The sequence below is a fragment of the Streptomyces sp. NBC_01257 genome (assembly GCF_035917255.1).
Lineage (GTDB): Bacteria > Actinomycetota > Actinomycetes > Streptomycetales > Streptomycetaceae > Streptomyces.
This window is the reverse complement of sequence record NZ_CP108472.1, coordinates 6,852,491-6,871,567: the sequence shown is the minus strand read 5'-3', so window position 1 is coordinate 6,871,567 and position 19,077 is coordinate 6,852,491. Positions and strand designations below refer to the sequence as shown.

Sequence of the window (19,077 nt, the reverse complement as noted above, 5' to 3'; positions counted from 1 at the left end):
CTCTTGCTTCGTACGGATGGTCATGACGCCAGCCCCTCGGCCAGCGGCCCCAGGGCGAGGGCCGGGAAGTAGGTCAGACCGGCGATGATCATGATGGTGGCGACCAGCAGTCCGCTGAAGAGCGGCTTGTGGGTGCCGAGCGTGCCGGCGGTCGCGGGGACGGGCTTCTGCCCGGCGAGCGAGCCGGCCAGGGCCAGGACGAACACCATGGGCAGGAACCGGCCGAGCAGCATCGCGAGTCCGATCGTGGTGTTGAACCACTGCGTGTCCGCGTTGAGCCCGGCGAACGCCGAACCGTTGTTGTTGGCGCCCGAGGTGTAGGCGTACAGAATCTCCGAGAAGCCGTGCGCGCCCGTGTTCGTCATCGAGTGGGCGGGCGTCGGCAGAGCCATCGCGGCGGCCGCGAAGCAGAGCACCAGCGCCGGGGTGATCAGGATGTAGCAGGCGGCGAGCTTGATCTCGCGGGTGCCGATCTTCTTGCCGAGGTACTCGGGCGTGCGGCCGACCATCAGACCGGCGATGAACACCGCGATGACCGCCATGATCAGCATTCCGTAGAGCCCCGATCCGGTACCGCCGGGAGCGATCTCGCCCAGCTGCATGCCGAGCATCGTGATGCCGCCGCCGAGACCGGTGAACGAGGAGTGGAACGAGTTCACCGCACCGGTCGAGGTGAGCGTGGTGGCCACGGCGAAGATGGACGAGCCGCCGACGCCGAACCGGTTCTCCTTGCCCTCCATCGCCCCGCCCGCGATGTCGAACGCGGGCCCGTGGTGGGCGAATTCGGTCCACATCATCAGCGCGGTGAAGCCGAGCCAGATGACGCCCATCGTCGCGAGGATCGCGTACCCCTGCCTGAGCGAGCCGACCATGCGGCCGAAGGTGCGGGTCAGGGCGAACGGGATGACGAGGATCAGGAAGATCTCGAAGAGGTTCGACAGCCCGTTGGGGTTCTCGAACGGGTGGGCCGAGTTGGCGTTGAAGTACCCGCCGCCGTTGGTCCCCAGCTCCTTGATGACCTCCTGCGAGGCGACCGCGCCGCCGTTCCACTGCTGCGAGCCCCCCATGAACTGGCCGACCTCGTGGATGCCGGAGAAGTTCTGGATCGCACCGGTCGCCACCAGCACCAGGGCCCCGATCACGGCGATCGGGATCAGGATCCGGACGGTGCCGCGCACCAGGTCGGACCAGAAGTTGCCCAGTTCACCGGTGCGGGACCGGGCGAAGCCGCGGACGAGTGCCACCGCGACGGCGATGCCGACGGCGGCCGACACGAAGTTCTGCACCGCGAGGCCGCCGGTCTGCACGACGTGGCCCATGGCCTGTTCGCCGTAGTACGACTGCCAGTTGGTGTTCGCGACGAACGAGGCCGCCGTGTTGAACGCCTGGTCCGGATCGATCGAGGAGAAGCCGAGCGAGCCGGGCAGCGAGCCCTGGAGCCGCTGCAGCAGATACAGGAAGAGGACGCTCACCGCCGAGAAGGCGAGGACGCCGCGCAGATAGGCGGGCCAGCGCATCTGCGTGTTCGGGTCGGCGCCGATGGCCTTGTATATCCACTTCTCCACCCGCAGATGCCGGGGAGAGGAGTAGACGCCGGCCATGTAGTCACCGAGCGGGCGGTACGCCAGGCCGAGCGCCGCTACGAGCGCGAGGACCTGGAGCACGCCGGCGAGGACGGGGCTCATATCGGGCTCAGAACCTCTCCGGGTACAGAAGGGCGAGGACGAGATAGCCCAGCAGGGCGACGGCCACGACGAGGCCGGTCACGTTTTCGGCAGTCACAGCTTCGCCACCCCCTTGGCAATGAGTGCCACCAGCGCGAAGACCGCGATCGTGGTGACGACGAAGGCCATGTCGGCCATCGGATGCTCCTGGATGAGGTGCGGATTTCTCGGACCTCTTGAGCAAACCCCTCGCCGACGCCGCTGTGACCTGCGTTGATGTCTTCCTTACGGGGACGGGCACCGCCTTGACGGCGCCTGTACGTGCCCGATACGCGCCCCATACGCGCCGTCGCGCCCCACTCCCCCGGGACGCAGAGAGGCCGGTGGCCCGCACCCCTGCGAAGGGGTACGGGCCACCGGCCGTTGTGTGCGGGGTGCGGGTCAGCGCACCTCGGTGATCTCGGGGCCGCGCTGGAGGCCCGCCATGCCACCGGAGAACTTCGAGCCCTCCTGCTCCTCCTGCTGGACGCCCTCGGGGACCATCTGGGCGTCGTTGGGGAGCTTCAGGACGATCGGGTCGCGCGGGGCCATCGGGCCGTCGCCGCGGACCACCACGGTGTCACGGAAGACCGTCTCCAGGAGCCCTGCGGCCTCCGGCTGCACGGCGCCCTGACCGGAGATCACTCCGCGCAGGAACCAGCGCGGGCCGTCGATGCCGACGAAGCGCACCAGCTGCACGCCGTTCGCCCCGTCGGGCAGCTGTACGGGGACCTGCGCGCGCAGCTCCCAGCCCAGCGGACCCTCGATCTCGTCGATGATGCCGCCCTGCTGGGTGATACCGGAGGCGATCTCCTCGCGGACCTCGCCCCAGATGCCCTCCTTCTTGGGGGCGGCGAAGGCCTGCAGCTGGATCGCGCTGTCGCGCAGCACGACGGTGGCCGCGACGATCGCGTCACCGGCGACCTCTACGCGCAGCTCCATGCCCTCGACACCGGGCACGAAGATGCCGCCCAGGTCGACCCGGCCCTCGCCGGGCTGGGACACCTCTTCGATGTCCCACGGGCCGTCCGGCCGCGGCGCGGGCGGAAGGTTCGTCCGACGCGATCCGCTCCCGGCGGCATCGGCGTCATCGAGCTCGTCGACGACCTGCTCGGCCTCGCGCGCTTCGTCCGCCGTGTCCTCGGCGGAACCACTGTTCTTGCGACGTCCGAACACGTCACTGTCCTTCCCGGTCGGATTCGACCGAAGCGTAGCTGTTCCCGCCCTGGGGAACCCCGCCCCGGACGCCATCAACATCAACGGCGGCATGACCGCCGGTGGACCCGAAGCCCCCTTCGGCCCGCGCCGAACCGGGAAGCTCCGACACTTCGTGGAAGCGCACCTTCTCGACCTGCTGCACGACCAGTTGGGCAATCCGGTCGAACCGCTCGAACCGCACGGACTCGCGCGGGTCGAGATTGATGACGATCACCTTGATCTCTCCACGGTACCCGGCATCCACCGTCCCCGGGGCATTCACGAGGGCGACTCCGCAGCGTGCGGCGAGACCGGAGCGGGGGTGCACGAACGCGGCGTACCCGTCCGGCAGGGCGATCGAAACCCCGGTCGGCAGCACGGCCCGCTCACCCGGTGCGAGTTCGGCGGCCTCGGTGGTGACCAGATCGGCCCCGGCGTCGCCGGGGTGCCCGTACGCCGGGACCGGCACCTCGGGGTCGACCCGGCGGATCAGCACGTCGACGGGGTGGCGTGTCACGGGTTCACCTCGAAGGCACGGGCCCGCTTGACCTGGTCGGGATCGGCCATCGCGGCCTGGATCTCGGCCGGGCGGCCGTTGTCGATGAAGTGATCGACCTTGACCTCGATGAACAGGGCCTCGGCCCGGACCGCCACGGGCCCGTCCGGGCCGCCGATCCGGCCGGTCGCCCGGGAGTAGATCTTCCGGCCGTGCACGGCGGTGATCTCCGCGTCGAGGTGCAGCACGGTGTCGACCGGTACGGGGCGGACGAAGTCGGTCTCCAGCCGTCCGGTCACCGCGATCACCCGCAGCAGCCAGTTCAGCGAGCCGAGCGTCTCGTCCAGCGCGCTGGCCAGTACGCCGCCGTGGGCGAGGCCGGGGGCGCCCTGGTGGGCGGCCTGCACGGTGAACTCGGCGGTGACGCCGACCCCCTCGCCGGCCCGCGCCTGGAGGTGCAGCCCGTGCGGCTGTCCGTCGCCGCAGCCGAAACAGTGTTCGTAGTGCGCGCCGAGCAGTTCGCCGGGTGCCGGGGCGTCGGGATGCCGGACCGGTTTCACCGCGTCGGCGGGGGGCGTCAGAGCCGCAGATGTTCCACTCACAGGCGCAGACCTTACCCGCGCGGGTACCCGCAGGTCGCGCCGTGCCAAGCTTGGGTTCATGCAGCCTTCCACCCCGCCGTTCGACGAACGTCTCACCGCGCCCCGTTCGTGGTGGCTCATCGCCACCCTGGTCGGCATCGCGTGCGCGCTGATGCTGCTGCCACTGGGCACCCTGCCCCTGCTCGCCGGTCTCGCGGGCGGCACCGCCCTGTCGGCGGTGGCGGTCAGTTCGTACGGCTCCGCCCGGATCCGGGTGGTGGCCGGCGCCCTGGTCGCGGGGGACGCGCGGATCCCCGTATCGGCGCTCGGCGAGGCCGAGGTGCTGGACGCCGAGGAGGCGCGCGCCTGGCGCTCGTACAAGGCGGACACCCGGGCCTTCATGCTGCTGCGCAGCTACATCCCCACGGCGGTGCGGGTGGAGATCACGGACCCGCAGGACCCGACTCCGTACGTCTACCTGTCGACGCGTGAGCCGGAGGCACTGGTGGCGGCCTTGAAGGCGGCGGTCCCGGCCGGCTGATCCCGGGAGCCCTGCCGGTCTCGTCCCACGGCCTCGGCGGGTGCTGTACGGCCGCCGGAGCGGGTCTCAGCCCTTCGGGGGCCTGGGGGCCTCGGGGTCCTCGGGGAAGCGCGTGTACGGAAGCGCCGGGCGTTCCAGCGGCGGGAGCTCGGGAAGGCGGTCCCAGGGGATCTGGCGCTCGCGCAGGTCCTTCCTGATCCGTTCGGCGAGCTTCCTCGTGTCACGGCGGTTCATCATCGCGCCGACGGCGGCGCCGATCATGAACGGGATGAGGTTGGGCAGATCGCGCACGGTGCGCTTCATGATCTGCTGGCGCAGCTCGCGCTTCATCTGGCCGCCGAGCGCCGCGTTGACCGTCGTGGGGTGGGTGACGTCGATGCCGCGCTCCTCCGTCCAGGACGTGAGGTAGGCGGTGGAGCGCTGGCCGAGGCTGCCGGGCGGGCGCAGTCCGTAGACCTCGTGCAGCTCGGCGACGAGTTTCATCTCGATCGCGGCCACACCGGTGATCTCCGCGGCCAGCTCGGCGAGCATGGCGGGCGGTACGGGCATCATGGCCGCGGCGCCGATTCCGGCGCCGACGGTGGCGGTGCCCTTGCTCGCGCCGGCGATGAGCCGGTCGGCGATCTCCTCGGGCCCCAGGCCCGGGAAGTGCCTGCGCAGGGTGGCGAGGTCGCGTACGGGGACGCGGGGAGCGATATCGATGATCAGGTCGGCGATATGACCGATCGCGGCCTTGGCGCTCTCCCCGCCCTTGCGTACGCCCCGTTTCACTGACTTCAGACGGCCTGCCCCGGTCACGGGCTCCGTCCTGTCGACCTGTCCGGCCCTTTCGGCCGCGTCGACTTCCGCAGCCGCCTCGATGGCCGCGACAGCTGCTTCGACTGCTTCGAGCGAGGCCGGCCGGCCTCGCCCGTCGTCATCCTGTTCGCCCGGCGTGGGTGGCAGGGCGGACTGCTCGGCAGGCGCTGTCACGCCCTCTGCCGGGCCTGTCCCGCCCTGTTGCGCCTCCGGCCCCTTCTTGCGCCGGATGCGCCGCTTCCGGAACGGTGTGTCCCCTGCCACGGCCGACCGGACCTCAGTCGCAGTCGCGGCAGATCGGCTGGCCGTTCTTCTCGCGGGCCAGCTGACTGCGGTGGTGCACGAGGAAGCAGCTCATGCAGGTGAACTCGTCGGCCTGCTTGGGCAGGACCCTCACGGCCAGTTCTTCGTTGGACAGGTCTGCGCCGGGCAGCTCCAGTCCTTCGGCCGCGTCGAATTCGTCGACGTCGACGGCGGACGCCGTCTTGTCGCTCCGGCGAGCCTTGAGCTCTTCAAGGCTGTCCTGATCGACGTCGTCGTCGGTCTTGCGTGGGGTGTCGTAATCCGTTGCCATTGTCGCTCTCCCCCTCTGGGTGTCTGCGGTGTCTCAGCGCACGTAACGCGTGAGAGGCCGGACTTGTGCCCGACCCGAGGCGGAGATTTTGCCTCACATCAAGGTCTGTTACTCAATCGACACCCAAAAGGACCGCTCGAGAGTGATCGGCTTGGGTGGCGATGGGGACCGTACACGGTCCCGGCGGCGTCCATTACAGGCGCCACCCCGTGTACTTCCCGTGATATTGGGCCCCGAAAACCCCGATTATCGCCGGATTTCCGAAGGGATGCCTGATCACGGAGTGTGGATGGGCGGAAATTCGCTCCTGTGATCGATCACACACGGATCCTCCGGGACAGCGTCCCGAAAATTCCGCTCAAAGCGAACAAAAATAATCCATGCGCACCACGCCTCGCCCGGCCTCTCAGACCGGCAGTGAGACGCGCATCACAAGACCACCGCCCTCGCGGGGCTCCGCGATGATACGGCCTCCGTGAGCGCGCGCGACGGAGCGTGCGATCGACAGGCCGAGACCGACCCCCTTGTCGCTGCCCGTCCGCTCCGTACGCAGCCGCCTGAAGGGCTCGAAGAGGTTGTCGATCTCGTAGGCGGGCACCACGGGTCCGGTGTTCGTGACGACCATCAGCGCCTGTCCGGGCATCAGCTCCGTGGTGACCTCGACCCAGCCGTCCTCGGCGACGTTGTAGCGCACCGCGTTCTGTACGAGGTTCAGCGCGATCCGCTCCAGCAGGACGCCGTTGCCCTGGACGACGGCCGGGGCCAGCTCGGCCCGCATCTCCACGCCCTTGGCCTCGGCCTCGCCCCGCGCCTGGTCCAGCGCGCGGGAGGCCACCTCGGCCAGGTCGACGGGTTTGCGCTCGACGATCTGGTTGTCGCTGCGGGCGAGCAGCAGCAGGCCCTCCACGAGCTGCTCACTGCGCTCGTTGGTGGCCAGCAGCGTCTTGCCGAGCTGCTGGAGCTCCGGGGGCGCCGCGGGATCGGAGAGGTGGACCTCCAGCAGCGTGCGGTTGATGGCCAGGGGCGTGCGCAGCTCGTGCGACGCGTTCCCGACGAACCGCTGCTGCGCGGTGAAGGCCCGCTCCAGCCGCTCCAGCATGTCGTCGAAGGTGTCGGCCAGCTCCTTGAGCTCGTCGTCCGGCCCGTCCAGCTCGATGCGGCGGGACAGGTCCGTGCCGGCCACGCGGCGTGCGATGCGGGTGATCCGGCCCAGCGGCGAGAGCACCCGTCCCGCCATGGCGTAGCCGAAGGCGAAGGCGATGACGCTCAGGCCGACGAGGGCCAGCAGCGAGCGGTTCAGGAGCGTGTCGAGCGCCTGCTGGCGCTGGTGGTTGACGCAGGAGTTCATCGCTGAGTTGACGGCGTTCGGTGAGCTCCCCTCCCCCAGCAGGTTGCAGATCTCGCTGGACACATGCCCGTCGACGATCTTGAACGGCAGTTCGCTGCCCACGTGCAGGGCCTGCGCGGCCAGCATGTAGATGATCGACAGCAGCAGGATGCCGGCGATCAGGAACATGCCGCCGTACAGCAGCGTGAGCCGTATCCGGATGGTCGGGCGCAGCCAGGGGTACGGGGGCTCCTGCTGCTTGGGCTCCCAGGTGGGTTTGGGGGGCGCCGCCACGGGCGGCGGGACAGTGGGCACCGGCGTCAGATCCGGTATCCGGAACCGGGCACCGTGACGATCACGGGCGGCTCGCCGAGCTTGCGCCGCAGGGTCATGACGGTCACCCGGACCACGTTGGTGAACGGGTCGGTGTTCTCGTCCCACGCCTTCTCCAGGAGCTGCTCGGCCGAGACGACGGCGCCCTCGCTGCGCATCAGGACCTCCAGCACGGCGAACTCCTTGGGGGCGAGCTGGACCTCCTGCTCGCCCCGGAAGACCTCGCGGCGGTTGGGGTCGAGCTTGATTCCCGCGCGCTCCAGGACGGGCGGCAGGGCCACCGTCGTACGGCGGCCGAGGGCCCGGACCCGGGCCGTCAGCTCGCTGAAGGCGAAGGGCTTGGGCAGATAGTCGTCGGCGCCGAGCTCAAGGCCCTCCACACGGTCACTGACGTCCCCGGACGCGGTGAGCATGAGCACCCTGGTCGGCATGCCCAGCTCGACGATCCGGCGGCAGACGTCGTCCCCGTGCACCAGGGGGAGGTCGCGGTCCAGGACCACGACGTCGTAGTCGTTGACCTCGATGCGCTCCAGGGCCGCGGCACCGTCGTACACGACATCGACGGCCATGGCCTCACGGCGCAATCCGGTGGCCACCGCATCGGCGAGCAGCTGCTCGTCCTCCACGACGAGTACGCGCACGGCGCTTCCTTCCTTAGAACTTCACAACAGGTCTTCAAAACGGCCGTACGGGCCCGCGGACCGTGATCCGGACCACGCCTCGGCACGGGCCGTGCGGCTCCATCCTGCCCGTAACACGTATAAACCGGCGGTAAGACGGCGCGGCCCCACCTGCGGCTTCCGGGAAACCGGCGGATTCCCGGGCCAGTTGAGGTTTCTCTGAGGGTTGGGCCGGGGAGGACGAATTCACACCCGCGATCACGTCTCGTATGTGGCGTGCCACAGGCCCCTCCGTCCCCCGGAGATTGCGTGATCACCCGCCCTACCGCTTCGGCGGAGGGAAACCCGGGCACACCCCCGTGCCACCGACCCACGATGAGGGGGCGCTTCATGGACGCTTTCACCGCAGGTCTGCTGCAACGCATCCAGACCACCGAGTCCGACCTCACGAAAGCCCGCGAGACGGGCGACGACTTCCTTGCGGACGTCGAGCAGGGCGAGCTGGACGACCTGCACCGCCTCGCGGCGGAGCACGGTGTCCACATCGGCGCCTCGAGCGTCTGAGCTGTCACAGGAAGGCCCCGCGGTGCCGCAACGGCACGTGCGGGGCCTTCCTGGTTCCGGTGGCGCCCACGGCCCGTACAGCGGTGTGCGCGGGCGCCGCGGGGGCGGCTCAGTCGTGCCAGGCGCCCAGTTCCTCCAGGAGGGCCTGGAGGGGTTCGAAGACGCCCGGTGACGCGGCCACCGTCAGTCCGCCGTCGGCGGGCAGCCCGGGCCGCCCGCCGGTGAGCGCGCCCGCCTCCCGGGCGATGAGGTCGCCGGCCGCGAGGTCCCACGGGTGCAGGCCGCGCTCGTAGTAGCCGTCGAGCCGGCCCGCCGCCACGTCGCACAGGTCGATCGCCGCGGAGCCGCCGCGCCGGATGTCGCGCAGCCTCGGGATGAGCACGCGTGCCACGTCCGCCTGGTGCGCGCGGACGTCGGCGACGTAGTTGAATCCGGTCGACACGAGCGCCTGCGCGAGCGGCGGCGCGGGCCGGCAGCGCAGCCGGGCGCCCTCGCCGTACGCCCCGCCCTTTGCGTACGCACCGCCGCCGACGACCGCGTGGTAGGTCTCCCGGCGCATCGGGACCTCCACCACGCCCACGACCCGCTCCCCGTCCCGTTCGGCGGCGACGGAGACGGCCCAGGTGGGCAGCCCGTAGAGATAGTTCACGGTGCCGTCGAGCGGGTCGATGACCCAGCGGATGCCGCTGGTGCCCTCGGAGCTGGCGCCCTCCTCGCCGAGGAAGCCGTCATCGGGACGGCGCTCGGCCAGGAAGCCGGTGATCAGCTTCTCGGCGGCGATGTCCATCTCGGTGACGACGTCCACCGGGCTGGACTTGGTCGCGGCCACCCCCAGGTCGGCGGGGCGGCCGTCGCGCAGCAGCGCACCGGCGCGACGGGCGACGTCCAGCGCGAGGTCGAGCAGTTCGGACAGCAGGGGGTCGGTCACGGCGCTCCCAAGGGGGTGAGGGGGTACGGGACGGGGCGGGTCGGCGGTGGCGCGTCACGCGTAGGGGCTGTCGGCGCCGGCGGCGGCCGGCTTGAGCGCCCGGGCGGGGCAGCAGCCGACCGGGCAGAGGTCGTGGCTCGCCCCGAGGGCCCCGAGCGCGCACCGCTCCCGGTCGCGTCCCTGTTCGGTGGCGGCCCGCTCCAGCACCAGGTCGCGCACGGCCGCGGCGAACCGCGGGTCGGCACCGACGGTCGCGGCCCGGCGCACCGGCAGGCCGAGCTCCGCGGCCTTCGCGGCGGCCTCGGTGTCGAGGTCGTAGAGGACCTCCATGTGGTCCGAGACGAATCCGATGGGCGCCATCACCACGGCAGGGACCCCGTCGCCGTGCAGCGACTCCAGGTGGTCGCAGATGTCGGGCTCCAGCCACGGGATGTGCGGGGCGCCGCTGCGCGACTGGTAGACGAGCTGCCAGGGGTATTCGACGCCGGTCCGCTCGGCCACCGCCGCCACGATCAGCCGGGCGACGTCCAGGTGCTCGGCCACGTACGCACCGCCGTCGCCGTGCGCCCCGACCGGTCCGGAGGAGTCGGCCGCCGAGGTGGGGATGGAGTGCGTCGTGAAGGCCAGCCGCGCACCCGTGCGCACGTCCGCGGGCAGGTCGGCCAGGGCGGCGACGACCCCCTCCACCATGGGCTCGACGAAGCCGGGGTGGTTGAAGTAGTGCCGCAGCTTGTCGACGCGCGGGACCGGCAGACCCTCGGCCTCCAGGGCGGCCAGCGACTCGGCGAGGTTCTCCCGGTACTGCCGGCAGCCGGAGTACGAGGCGTAGGCGCTGGTCGCCAGGACGGCGATGCGGCGGTGTCCGTCGCGGACCATCTCGCGCAGGGTGTCGGTCAGGTACGGCGCCCAGTTGCGGTTGCCCCAGTACACCGGCAGGTCGAGCCCGTGATCCGCGAAGTCCTTGCGCAGGGCGTCGAGCAGCGCGCGGTTCTGGGCGTTGATCGGGCTGACGCCGCCGAAGAGGAAGTAGTGCTTGCCGACCTCCTTCAGCCGCTCCTCGGGGATTCCCCGGCCGCGGGTCACGTTCGCCAGGAACGGAACCACGTCGTCCGGTCCTTCGGGGCCTCCGAAGGAGAGCAGCAGCAGGGCGTCGTAGGGAGCGGGATCGCGCAGATCGGACATGACACCGATCCTGCCACCCGGCCCCGGCCCCGTTCCCACCGACATCCGCCCGGCGGCCCGGCCGGGAATCCCGCTGTCGGGTCCGCCGGCCCGCCCGTAAGCTGTATCGGCCACGTTCACCCCTGACACCGCGTGTGAGCACGCCGTATCGGAGTTCCCCTTGCCCAGTCCCTACCGTGCGATCTTCGCCGCCCCCGGTTCCAAGGGGTTCTCAACAGCCGGTTTCTTCGGCCGGATGCCGCTGTCCATGATGGGCATCGGCGTGGTGACGATGGTGTCCCAGCTCACCGGCCGGTACGGGCTGGCGGGCGCGCTCTCCGCGACGCTCGCGATGTCGGCCGCGGTGGTCGGACCGCAGGTGTCGCGGCTGGTCGACCGGCACGGCCAGCGCCGGGTCCTGCGCCCGGTGACGCTCGTCGCGCTGGCGGCCGTGGCCGGGCTGCTGGTCTGCGCGCAGCAGCGGCTGCCCGACTGGACCCTGTTCGTCTTCGCCGCGGGCGCCGGATGCGTGCCCAGCGTCGGGTCGATGGTCCGGGCCCGCTGGGCGGAGATCTACCGCGGCAGGGCGCAGCAGCTGCACACCGCGTACGCCTGGGAGTCGATCGTCGACGAGGTGTGCTTCATCTTCGGCCCGATCATCTCGATCGGGCTCTCCACCGCCTGGTTCCCCGAGGCGGGCCCGCTGCTCGCCGCCGGCTTCCTGCTGGTCGGGGTCTTCTGGCTGACCGCGCAGCGGGCCACCGAACCGGTGCCGCATCCGCACGCCCGGCACACCAGGGGCTCCGCGCTGGGCTCGCGCGGTCTGCAGGTGCTCGTGATCACCTTCGTGGCGACCGGCGCCATCTTCGGGGCGGTCGACGTGGTGACGGTGGCCTTCGCCGAGGAGCAGGGCCACAAGGCCGCGGCGAGCCTGGTGCTGGCGGTGTACGCGCTGGGTTCCTGCCTCGCCGGGGCCGTGTTCGGCCTGCTGCGCCTGAAGGGGAAGGCGTCCACGAGGTGGCTGGTGGGAGTGTGTGCGATGGCCGTGAGTATGATCCCCCTCCAACTGGCCGGGAGCCTGCCGTTCCTGGCCGTGGCGCTCTTTGTCGCGGGCCTCGCCATCGCACCGACGATGGTCACCACGATGGCTCTCGTCGAACAGCACGTACCGCGCACCAGACTGACCGAGGGCATGACCTGGACCAGCACCGGGCTCGCCGTGGGTGTGGCGCTCGGCTCCTCGGCCGCGGGCTGGGTGGTCGACGCGTCCGGGGCGAAGGCGGGGTACGCGGTGCCCGCCGTGGCGGGAGCGCTCGCGGCCGCGGTGGCGTTCCTGGGGTACCGCCGGCTCAGAGGGCCGGTTCCTACGGAAGGGCGCGGGGAAGATGACCGACACCTACGCACGGACGACGACGAGCGCGTGGCGTAACTGGGCGGGGAACGTCACCGCCCGTCCGGCACGGACCGTGTCACCCGCCTCCGTGGACGAACTGGCCGAGGCGCTGCGCCGCGCGTCCGATGACGGTCTCAAGGTGAAGCCGGTCGGCACCGGCCACTCGTTCACCGCGACCGCGGCCACCGACGGGCTGCTGATCCGCCCCGATCTGCTCACCGGCATCCGTGACATCGACCGGGCGGCGATGACGGTGACCGTCGAGGCCGGCACCCCGCTGAAGCGGCTCAACGCCGCGCTGGCCCGCGAGGGCCTCTCGCTCACCAACATGGGCGACATCATGGAGCAGACGGTCGCCGGGGCCACCTCGACCGGCACCCACGGCACCGGCCGCGACTCGGCGTCGATATCCGCGCAGATCCGCGCCCTTGAGCTGGTCACCGCCGACGGCACGGTGCTGACCTGTTCGGCGGACGAGAACCCCGACATCTTCGCCGTCGCCCGGATCGGGCTCGGCGCGCTGGGTGTCATCACGGCGATCACCCTCGCCGTCGAACCGGTCTTCCTGCTGACGGCCCGCGAGGAGCCGATGACCTTCGACAAGGTCACGGCCGACTTCGATCAGCTGGTGACGGAGAACGAGCACTTCGAGTTCTACTGGTTCCCGCACACGGGCAACTGCAACACCAAGCGCAACAACCGGAGCGCGGGCCCCGCGGCGCCGCCCGGCAGGGTCAGCGGCTGGATCGACGACGAGCTCCTCTCCAACGGCGTCTTCCAGGTGGCCTGCTCGCTCGGCCGCGCGGTCCCCGCCACCATCCCGTCGATCGCCAAGCTCTCCAGCCGGGCCCTGTCGGCGCGCACGTACACCGACATCCCGTACAAGGTGTTCACCAGCCCGCGCCGGGTGCGGTTCGTGGAGATGGAGTACGCCCTGCCGCGCGAGGCGGCCGTAGAAGCGCTGCGCGAGCTCAAGGCGATGGTGGACCGCTCCCCGCTGCGGATCAGCTTCCCGGTGGAGGTGCGCACCGCCCCCGCCGACGACATCGCGCTGTCCACGGCCTCGGGCCGCGAGAGCGCGTACATCGCCGTGCACCTGTACCGGGGCACGCCCTACCAGGCGTACTTCACGGCGGTCGAGCGGATCATGACCGCCCACGCCGGCCGCCCGCACTGGGGCAAGGTCAACACCCGTGACGCCGCGTACCTGGCCGGGGTGTACCCGCGGTTCGGCGAGTTCACCGCCGTACGGGACCGGCTGGACCCGGACCGGCTGTTCGCCAACGACTACCTGCGCCGGGTCCTGGGCGACTGACGCCGGCCCCGTCACGCGGAAGCCGTCGGCCTCCGCCCCGATCGTGGGCGGAGGCCGACGGCTTCCGGTGGGATGCGCTGTCCGGTCCGTTCACTCACCGGTGCCGGTGCCGGCCGGTGCGCGGTTCTCCTGCGCCGGGGCGCTGCCGGTGTCCGTCGGACCGGGCGTGGCGCTCCCGCCGTCGCCGGGGATCGGCGGGGCGGGCGCGGTCGACGGGTCCGCGTCCTCGCCGGAGGTCTCCGACGGGGTGGGCGTGGGCGTCGGCTCCGTGGAGCTGCCGCCGCGGTCCGGATCCGGGCTCGTGCTCCGCCCGTCCTGCGGGTCGGTGCCCTGCTCCGTGTCCTTGCCCTTGTCCTTGTCCTGGCCCGGGTCCGTGGCGTCCTGGTCCTGGTCCTGGCCGGTGCTCGGCGCCGGCGCCGGGTCGGAGGAACCGCCCGAACCCCGCTCGCCGCGCACGACGGAGCCGACGGTCGTTCCCTGACCGCCGCTCAGATCGTTGCCGGAGACCAGTTCGAACGTGGTGATCCCGATCATCGAGACGACGAACACCACCGCGGCGCCGAGCGCCGAGCGCTTCCAGCCGCGGATCCGGGTGCCGTGCGTGGTCGCCTGCGAGAACGCGTCGTCCTCGGGCGACGCGGCCGCCGGGACCGTCGTGAGCCGCCGGGTTCCGTCGGCCGCCCCGATCAGCTGCGTACGGTCCGGGTCGGCGGTCACCTTGCGCAGCACGGTCGTGGCGTCCACCGGCCGCAGCAGGGCCGTGGCCTCGGCGTCCTTCCGCGCCTCGCTGCCGGGCAGATCGGCGGGGTCCACCCGCCGCAGGACGGTCGTGGCGTCCGGCGGCCGCAGCATCGCGGTGGCATCGGCCGATCCGGCCGCCTCGCGCAGCGCGACCCGGGTGCCGGCGGTCTCCCACTCCGCGTCCGGGTCCCCGCCGTCACGCGTCTGGCGCGTGTGCACGGTCACCTCGCGGCCCGGGTGCTTCACCTGGACCGTCACTTCGCGGATCTGCTCGCCCGTGCGGCGGAAGAAGTGCTGGAAGACCGAGCCCCCGCAGGTGGCCACGATGCTCATCACCCCGGCGCCGAGAATCGTCCCGTACACGCCCAGTTGGGAGGCCGCCACCGCCGCCGCGACCGCCGCCACCGCACTGCCCGCCACCTGGGGCAGGCTCAGATCTATCCGCCTTTCTCTGGGTTCTATGTCACTTTCCGGCTTCTGCACCATTTCCAGCCCTTGATTGACATCTCTCCCACCATGCAACAACAAGGGACATTTGAGCGAAGCGGATAGTTCCGTTTACGGTGATTCTGTGAAGCAGGACACGCGGGAGGGGCGTACGGCGTTCTGCGGGGTACCTCAACTCCCGTGCCTCACGAGAAGTTCGGCGGCGCGGCGGTCCACCCACATGGCCCGAATGGAGTACTGTGGCGAGCCCTGGGGCCGGACTCCCGCACGGAAGTCCGGAACCTTCGGGAGGGGGCCGAAGGAGGCACTCGATCCGGCGGCGCCGCGGCATCGCACGGGGGCCGGCTACGCGGAGTGACCATCGGTCACTTTGCGTTGCGCAAGAGGTCACCGTGTCATACCGGCGATCAAGGGCTCACGCCCGACACGCCGGGCAACACGGCAATGTTGTGGCAGGCTGCACCCGGGCAGGCCACACTCGACTAGCGGAAGCAGCGACGCACGTGACGTCGGCAGGCACCACCCGGGAGGTCCCCATGCCCGAACTGCGTGTCGTGGCCGTCTCCAACGACGGCACACGACTGGTGCTCAAGGCTGCGGACAGCACGGAGTACACGCTTCCGATCGACGAGCGGCTGCGAGCCGCCGTGCGCAACGACCGCGCGCGGCTCGGCCAGATCGAGATCGAGGTGGAGAGCCACCTCCGCCCCCGCGACATCCAGGCCCGGATACGAGCCGGTGCCTCCGCGGAGGAGGTCGCTCAGTTCGCCGGAATTCCGGTCGACCGTGTCCGCCGCTTCGAGGGCCCCGTGCTCGCGGAGCGCGCCTTCATGGCCGAGCGGGCCCGGAAGACTCCTGTGCGCCGTCCCGGCGAGAACACCGGCCCTCAACTCGGCGAAGCGGTGCAGGAACGCCTCCTGCTGCGCGGCGCCGACAAGGAAACCGTCCAGTGGGACTCGTGGCGCCGCGACGACGGCACCTGGGAGGTCCTCCTGGTGTACCGGGTCGCCGGCGAGCCGCACTCGGCGAGCTGGACGTACGACCCGCCGCGCCGGCTGGTCCAGGCCGTCGACGACGAGGCGCGCTCGCTGATCGGCGAGACCGACGACGTCGCGGCGCCCGAGCCCAGCTTCCCGTTCGTCCCCCGGATCGCCCGGCTGCCGCGCGACCGGCCGCTGGACCGCGCCCTCGACCGCCAGATGGAGCGCCCCGCGCCGCCTCCGGCCCCGGAGCCGGAGGAGCGCATCGGCGGGGTCACCGCGAGCGAGCGGGATTCGCTGACCAGCCTGCTGGAGGCGGTGCCCAGCTTCCGCGGCGACATGGTCGTCCCCGAACGACCGTCGCCGCCCGAGCCGCCGGCCATCGAACCGGCCGCGCAGGAGCCCGAGGCCGAGGAGCCGCCGGCCCCGGCGGCTTCCGCGGGCGCGGGTTCCGCCTACGCGGACGTCCTGATGCCGCGTGCGGTCGCCGGTCACCGCGACCGGCTCACCGGGACGACGGACCGGCAGGCCGAGGCGGACGGGGTCCGGCCCGGACGCCGGGCCGCGGTGCCGAGCTGGGACGAGATCGTCTTCGGCACGCGCCGCAAGAAGCAGGACTGAGAGCCCGGGTGACCGCAGCATGACGAGGGCCCGTACGCAGGCGCGTACGGGCCCTCGTGCGCTGCCGGGGCGGAACCTCCGGCACCGGTGCCGCCCGGCGGGCCGCCTACTGCGGTTCGGGCCCTGTGGCGACCGGCCGGGACGCGTCGCGCGTCCAGTGCGACCAGGAGCCCGCATACAGCGCGCCCGTGAACCCGGCGACCTCCAGCGCCAGCACCTCATGGGCCCCGGAGACCCCCGAGCCGCAGTAGACGCCGACCTCCCCCGTTCCCTCGGCGGCGCCCAGGTCGAAGAACCGGGAGGCCAGCCGCTCGGCGGGGAGGAAACGTCCGTCCGCTGCGACGTTCTCCGTCGTGGGGGCCGAGACCGCCCCCGGGATGTGCCCGCCCACCCGGTCGATCGGCTCCACATCGCCGCGGTAGCGCTCGGCGGCCCGTGCGTCGAGCAGCAGGCCCGAACGGGCCAGGGCGGCGGCGCCGTCCGCGTCCAGCAGCGGCAGCGCGCCGGGGACGGGCACGAAGTCGCCCTCGGCGGGTGCCGGGGTCTCCTTCGACAGCTCGCCGGTCCAGGCCGCGAGGCCGCCGTCCAGCACCCGGACGTCCCGGTGCCCCGTCCAGCGCAGCAGCCACCAGGCGCGGGCCGCGGCCCAGCCCTGGCCTCCGTCGTACACGATCACCGAACTGTCCCCGCGGACCCCGGCGCGGCGCATCACCGCACCGAATTCCTCCGGGTCGGGCAGGGGGTGGCGGCCGCCGTCACCGGCCGGCCGGGCGAGTTCCGCGTCCAGATCGACGAAGACCGCGCCGGGCAGGTGTCCGGCCTCGTAGTCGGGCCGGCCGTGCGGGCCGCCCAGCTGCCAACGTACGTCCAGGAGCACCGGCGGACGTGGCCCCGCCGACTCGCTCGCGCATTCGGATGCGGAGATGATGGGCTTCATGCGTGCCATCCTCGCGCAGAGTCCGGCCCACCCGTAACAACGCCGAAACGGATATACCGCAATAAACCGGACCTCGTCTGTCGAGATCACGGAAAAAGCGGCGCGGCCGGGGCGCATCACGCGCCGGGTGGTGCAAGCATCTGCACGGGGCGTACACATCCCGTACCGCACAACGGCGCGCCGGCTCCGTTCCCCCCGTACGGCCACCACGATGGTCCGAGGAGAGAGTGACGATGACCGAGGCTGCCGCTCGGCGTACACCCGGAACACCTTGCTGGGTGAGCCTGATCGTGCACGGCCTGCACACGACCCAGAACTTCTACGCCGAACTGTTCGGCTGGGAGTTCGGGCCCGGCCCCGAGCAGCTCGGCCCGTATGTCCGGGCACTGATCGACGGGAAGGAGGTCGCCGGCATCGGACAGCTGCCGCCCGACCGGCATCTCCCGATCGCCTGGACGACCTATCTGGCCACCGATGACGCCGATCTCACCGCCGAGGCGATCCGGGCCTGCGGCGGCACGGTGGGCGTCGGACCGCTCGACGCCGGGGAGGCGGGCCGGATGGCCATCGCCTCCGACCCCGGCGGCGCCGTCTTCGGCATCTGGCAGGCGGCCGCGCACCTGGGCACCACGCTCGCCGGAGAACCGGGCACCCCGGTCTGGAACGAGCTGGTGACCCGCGAGACATCGACGGTCGCCAAGTTCTACCAGGCGGTGTTCGGCTACGAGACCGAGGCCGTCGTCTCGGCGGACTTCGACTACCAGACCCTCCACCTGGGGGGCCGCCCGGTGGCCTCGATCCACGGCGTGGGCCATGCCCTGCCGCGCGACCGGGGGCCGCACTGGATGACGTACTTCGAGGTCGCGGACACGGACGAGGCCGCCCAGCACGTGGTGGAGCTCGGCGGGCACATCCTGCAGCCGCCCCGGGAGGGGTCCAGCGGCAGGGTGGCCACGGTCGCCGATCCGGAGGGCGCGGCGTTCACGATCGTGCGGTCGGCGGGGCGCTGAGAGCGGCCAGGCCGGGGCGGGTCCGCTCTCAGCCCCGGCCGAGGACGCAGAACTCGTTGCCCGCCGGGTCGGCCAGCACCACCCAGGAGACGTCGCCCTGGCCGACGTCGGCGGTCCTCGCGCCGAGGGCCTTCAGCCGGGCCACCTCCGCCTCCCGGTCGTCACCGCGGTACGGCAGCACGTCGAGATGGACGCGGGTCCACACGGCATCCTCCTCGGACGTGCGGACGAACTCCAGGTACGGCCCGACACCCTCGGCGGAGCGCAGCCGCGCGTGGTCGTCCGTCTCCTCGTGGACGGTCCAGTCGACCGCCTCGCCCCAGAACCGGGCCATGGCGCGCGGTTCGGCGCATTCGACGACCACCGCGGCGATCGGACCGGTGTCCCGATAGATCTCCCGGGGCTCCAGCACCCGGAACGTGTTGCCCTCGGGGTCGGTCAGCACGGTCCACGGCACGTCGCCGGGGCTCGCACCGGCGGGCTTCGCGCCGAGTTCCGTCAGGTGCGCGACCAGTTCCGCGCGATGGCCCTCGGAGGTGGTGGCGAGATCGAGGCGCGCGCGGTACCTCACCGTCCCGGGGTCCGGGACCTTCACGACATCGATGCAGACGGCGGTGGGGTCGGGCCAGTCGAAGCCCACGGGCTCGATGTTGGTGACACCGGGGCCCTCACTGGAGACTCCCCAGCCGAGCGCCTTCGCCCAGAACCCGCCGAGCGCCGCGTCGTCGCGCGCCTTGAAATTCACCTGAACCAGCTGCAGCCCCATGCCGGCAACCCTATGCGACCCAAGATCCAGATCTCCAGGGGCCG

At 71.6% G+C, this 19,077-nt stretch carries 20 protein-coding genes; 6 read left to right on the top strand and 14 right to left on the bottom strand.

The window, feature by feature from the left end:
* Positions 1 to 20: 20 nt before the first annotated feature.
* The 5 genes from kdpA to OG408_RS29985 all read right to left on the bottom strand — a co-directional run bounded on the left by kdpA (position 21) and on the right by OG408_RS29985 (position 3,998).
* Positions 21 to 1,685, bottom strand: a complete 1,665-nt coding sequence (gene kdpA, locus OG408_RS30005) for a potassium-transporting ATPase subunit KdpA (RefSeq protein WP_266783813.1) — start codon at positions 1,683 to 1,685, stop codon at positions 21 to 23.
* A 7-nt stretch (positions 1,686 to 1,692) separates the two neighbouring features.
* Complete coding sequence (gene kdpF / locus OG408_RS30000; protein ID WP_148021375.1) at positions 1,693 to 1,782, bottom strand: K(+)-transporting ATPase subunit F; 90 nt, start codon at positions 1,780 to 1,782, stop codon at positions 1,693 to 1,695.
* Positions 1,783 to 2,105: 323 nt separating this feature from the next.
* Complete coding sequence (locus OG408_RS29995; protein WP_326672948.1) at positions 2,106 to 2,879, bottom strand: DUF3710 domain-containing protein; 774 nt, start codon at positions 2,877 to 2,879, stop codon at positions 2,106 to 2,108.
* 1 nt (position 2,880) lies between these two features.
* Entirely contained in the window at positions 2,881 to 3,417 is a 537-nt protein-coding gene (gene dut / locus OG408_RS29990) for a dUTP diphosphatase (RefSeq protein WP_266783808.1), read from the bottom strand.
* Positions 3,414 to 3,998, bottom strand: a complete 585-nt coding sequence (locus OG408_RS29985) for a PaaI family thioesterase (RefSeq protein WP_266783806.1) — start codon at positions 3,996 to 3,998, stop codon at positions 3,414 to 3,416. Before OG408_RS29985 ends, dut begins: the two co-directional genes overlap by 4 nt.
* Before the next feature lie 58 nt (positions 3,999 to 4,056).
* Here OG408_RS29985 and OG408_RS29980 point away from each other — a divergent pair, with 58 nt between their 5' ends.
* A complete protein-coding gene (locus tag OG408_RS29980) occupies positions 4,057 to 4,518 on the top strand; it encodes a DUF3093 domain-containing protein (protein WP_266783804.1) in 462 nt (153 codons plus the stop codon).
* A 66-nt stretch (positions 4,519 to 4,584) separates the two neighbouring features.
* Here the strand turns inward: OG408_RS29980 and OG408_RS29975 are convergent, their stop codons facing one another.
* The 4 genes from OG408_RS29975 to OG408_RS29960 form a co-directional block, all read right to left on the bottom strand.
* Entirely contained in the window at positions 4,585 to 5,580 is a 996-nt protein-coding gene (locus OG408_RS29975) for a hypothetical protein (RefSeq protein WP_326672945.1), read from the bottom strand.
* 13 nt (positions 5,581 to 5,593) lie between these two features.
* On the bottom strand, positions 5,594 to 5,890 hold the full coding sequence (locus OG408_RS29970) for a DUF4193 domain-containing protein (RefSeq protein WP_003965732.1): 297 nt from the start codon (positions 5,888 to 5,890) through the stop codon (positions 5,594 to 5,596).
* Positions 5,891 to 6,296: 406 nt separating this feature from the next.
* Entirely contained in the window at positions 6,297 to 7,532 is a 1,236-nt protein-coding gene (locus tag OG408_RS29965) for a sensor histidine kinase (protein WP_266783800.1), read from the bottom strand.
* Between the two features lie 5 nt (positions 7,533 to 7,537).
* Entirely contained in the window at positions 7,538 to 8,191 is a 654-nt protein-coding gene (locus tag OG408_RS29960) for a response regulator transcription factor (protein ID WP_024490544.1), read from the bottom strand.
* A 369-nt stretch (positions 8,192 to 8,560) separates the two neighbouring features.
* Here OG408_RS29960 and OG408_RS29955 point away from each other — a divergent pair, with 369 nt between their 5' ends.
* The gene (locus OG408_RS29955) at positions 8,561 to 8,734 is read left to right on the top strand and encodes a hypothetical protein (RefSeq protein WP_266783797.1); all 174 of its coding nucleotides are present in this window, start codon (positions 8,561 to 8,563) and stop codon (positions 8,732 to 8,734) included.
* A gap of 109 nt (positions 8,735 to 8,843) precedes the next feature.
* On the opposite strand, the gene OG408_RS29950 is transcribed toward OG408_RS29955, so the two are convergent.
* Together OG408_RS29950 and OG408_RS29945 are read right to left on the bottom strand one after the other, a co-directional pair.
* Positions 8,844 to 9,662, bottom strand: a complete 819-nt coding sequence (locus tag OG408_RS29950; protein WP_326672943.1) for an inositol monophosphatase family protein — start codon at positions 9,660 to 9,662, stop codon at positions 8,844 to 8,846.
* A 54-nt stretch (positions 9,663 to 9,716) separates the two neighbouring features.
* Positions 9,717 to 10,844, bottom strand: a complete 1,128-nt coding sequence (locus OG408_RS29945) for a ferrochelatase (RefSeq protein WP_326672941.1) — start codon at positions 10,842 to 10,844, stop codon at positions 9,717 to 9,719.
* Between the two features lie 160 nt (positions 10,845 to 11,004).
* On the opposite strand from OG408_RS29945, the gene OG408_RS29940 reads away from it, so the two are divergent.
* Positions 11,005 to 12,252 carry an MFS transporter gene (locus OG408_RS29940; RefSeq protein ID WP_285568859.1) on the top strand — a complete coding sequence of 416 codons (1,248 nt, stop codon included), beginning with the start codon at positions 11,005 to 11,007 and terminating at the stop codon, positions 12,250 to 12,252.
* Complete coding sequence (locus OG408_RS29935) at positions 12,209 to 13,531, top strand: D-arabinono-1,4-lactone oxidase (RefSeq protein ID WP_266783789.1); 1,323 nt, start codon at positions 12,209 to 12,211, stop codon at positions 13,529 to 13,531. The genes OG408_RS29940 and OG408_RS29935 overlap by 44 nt, the downstream gene beginning before the upstream one ends.
* Before the next feature lie 90 nt (positions 13,532 to 13,621).
* Here OG408_RS29935 and OG408_RS29930 read toward each other — a convergent pair whose 3' ends face one another.
* Positions 13,622 to 14,758, bottom strand: coding sequence for a hypothetical protein (locus OG408_RS29930; protein WP_326672939.1), 1,137 nt, complete (start codon positions 14,756 to 14,758; stop codon positions 13,622 to 13,624).
* A 497-nt stretch (positions 14,759 to 15,255) separates the two neighbouring features.
* On the opposite strand from OG408_RS29930, the gene sepH reads away from it, so the two are divergent.
* Positions 15,256 to 16,320, top strand: coding sequence for a septation protein SepH (gene sepH, locus OG408_RS29925; RefSeq protein ID WP_266783785.1), 1,065 nt, complete (start codon positions 15,256 to 15,258; stop codon positions 16,318 to 16,320).
* A 106-nt stretch (positions 16,321 to 16,426) separates the two neighbouring features.
* Here sepH and OG408_RS29920 read toward each other — a convergent pair whose 3' ends face one another.
* A complete protein-coding gene (locus OG408_RS29920; protein WP_266783783.1) occupies positions 16,427 to 17,257 on the bottom strand; it encodes a sulfurtransferase in 831 nt (276 codons plus the stop codon).
* 233 nt (positions 17,258 to 17,490) lie between these two features.
* Here OG408_RS29920 and OG408_RS29915 point away from each other — a divergent pair, with 233 nt between their 5' ends.
* Complete coding sequence (locus OG408_RS29915) at positions 17,491 to 18,267, top strand: VOC family protein (RefSeq protein ID WP_266783781.1); 777 nt, start codon at positions 17,491 to 17,493, stop codon at positions 18,265 to 18,267.
* Positions 18,268 to 18,295: 28 nt separating this feature from the next.
* Here OG408_RS29915 and OG408_RS29910 read toward each other — a convergent pair whose 3' ends face one another.
* Positions 18,296 to 19,033, bottom strand: coding sequence for a VOC family protein (locus tag OG408_RS29910; protein WP_285568874.1), 738 nt, complete (start codon positions 19,031 to 19,033; stop codon positions 18,296 to 18,298).
* Between the last annotated feature and the right edge of the window lie 44 nt (positions 19,034 to 19,077).

Coding starts and splice junctions, on each gene's coding strand:
- kdpA (WP_266783813.1), bottom strand. CDS start 1,685: ATGAGCCCCGTCCTCGCCGGCGTGCTCCAGGTCCTCGCGCTCGTAGCG.
- OG408_RS29980 (WP_266783804.1), top strand. CDS start 4,057: ATGCAGCCTTCCACCCCGCCGTTCGACGAACGTCTCACCGCGCCCCGT.
- OG408_RS29970 (WP_003965732.1), bottom strand. CDS start 5,890: ATGGCAACGGATTACGACACCCCACGCAAGACCGACGACGACGTCGAT.
- OG408_RS29955 (WP_266783797.1), top strand. CDS start 8,561: ATGGACGCTTTCACCGCAGGTCTGCTGCAACGCATCCAGACCACCGAG.
- OG408_RS29945 (WP_326672941.1), bottom strand. CDS start 10,844: ATGTCCGATCTGCGCGATCCCGCTCCCTACGACGCCCTGCTGCTGCTC.
- OG408_RS29935 (WP_266783789.1), top strand. CDS start 12,209: ATGACCGACACCTACGCACGGACGACGACGAGCGCGTGGCGTAACTGG.
- OG408_RS29930 (WP_326672939.1), bottom strand. CDS start 14,758: ATGGTGCAGAAGCCGGAAAGTGACATAGAACCCAGAGAAAGGCGGATA.
- sepH (WP_266783785.1), top strand. CDS start 15,256: ATGCCCGAACTGCGTGTCGTGGCCGTCTCCAACGACGGCACACGACTG.
- OG408_RS29920 (WP_266783783.1), bottom strand. CDS start 17,257: ATGAAGCCCATCATCTCCGCATCCGAATGCGCGAGCGAGTCGGCGGGG.
- OG408_RS29915 (WP_266783781.1), top strand. CDS start 17,491: ATGACCGAGGCTGCCGCTCGGCGTACACCCGGAACACCTTGCTGGGTG.
- OG408_RS29910 (WP_285568874.1), bottom strand. CDS start 19,033: ATGGGGCTGCAGCTGGTTCAGGTGAATTTCAAGGCGCGCGACGACGCG.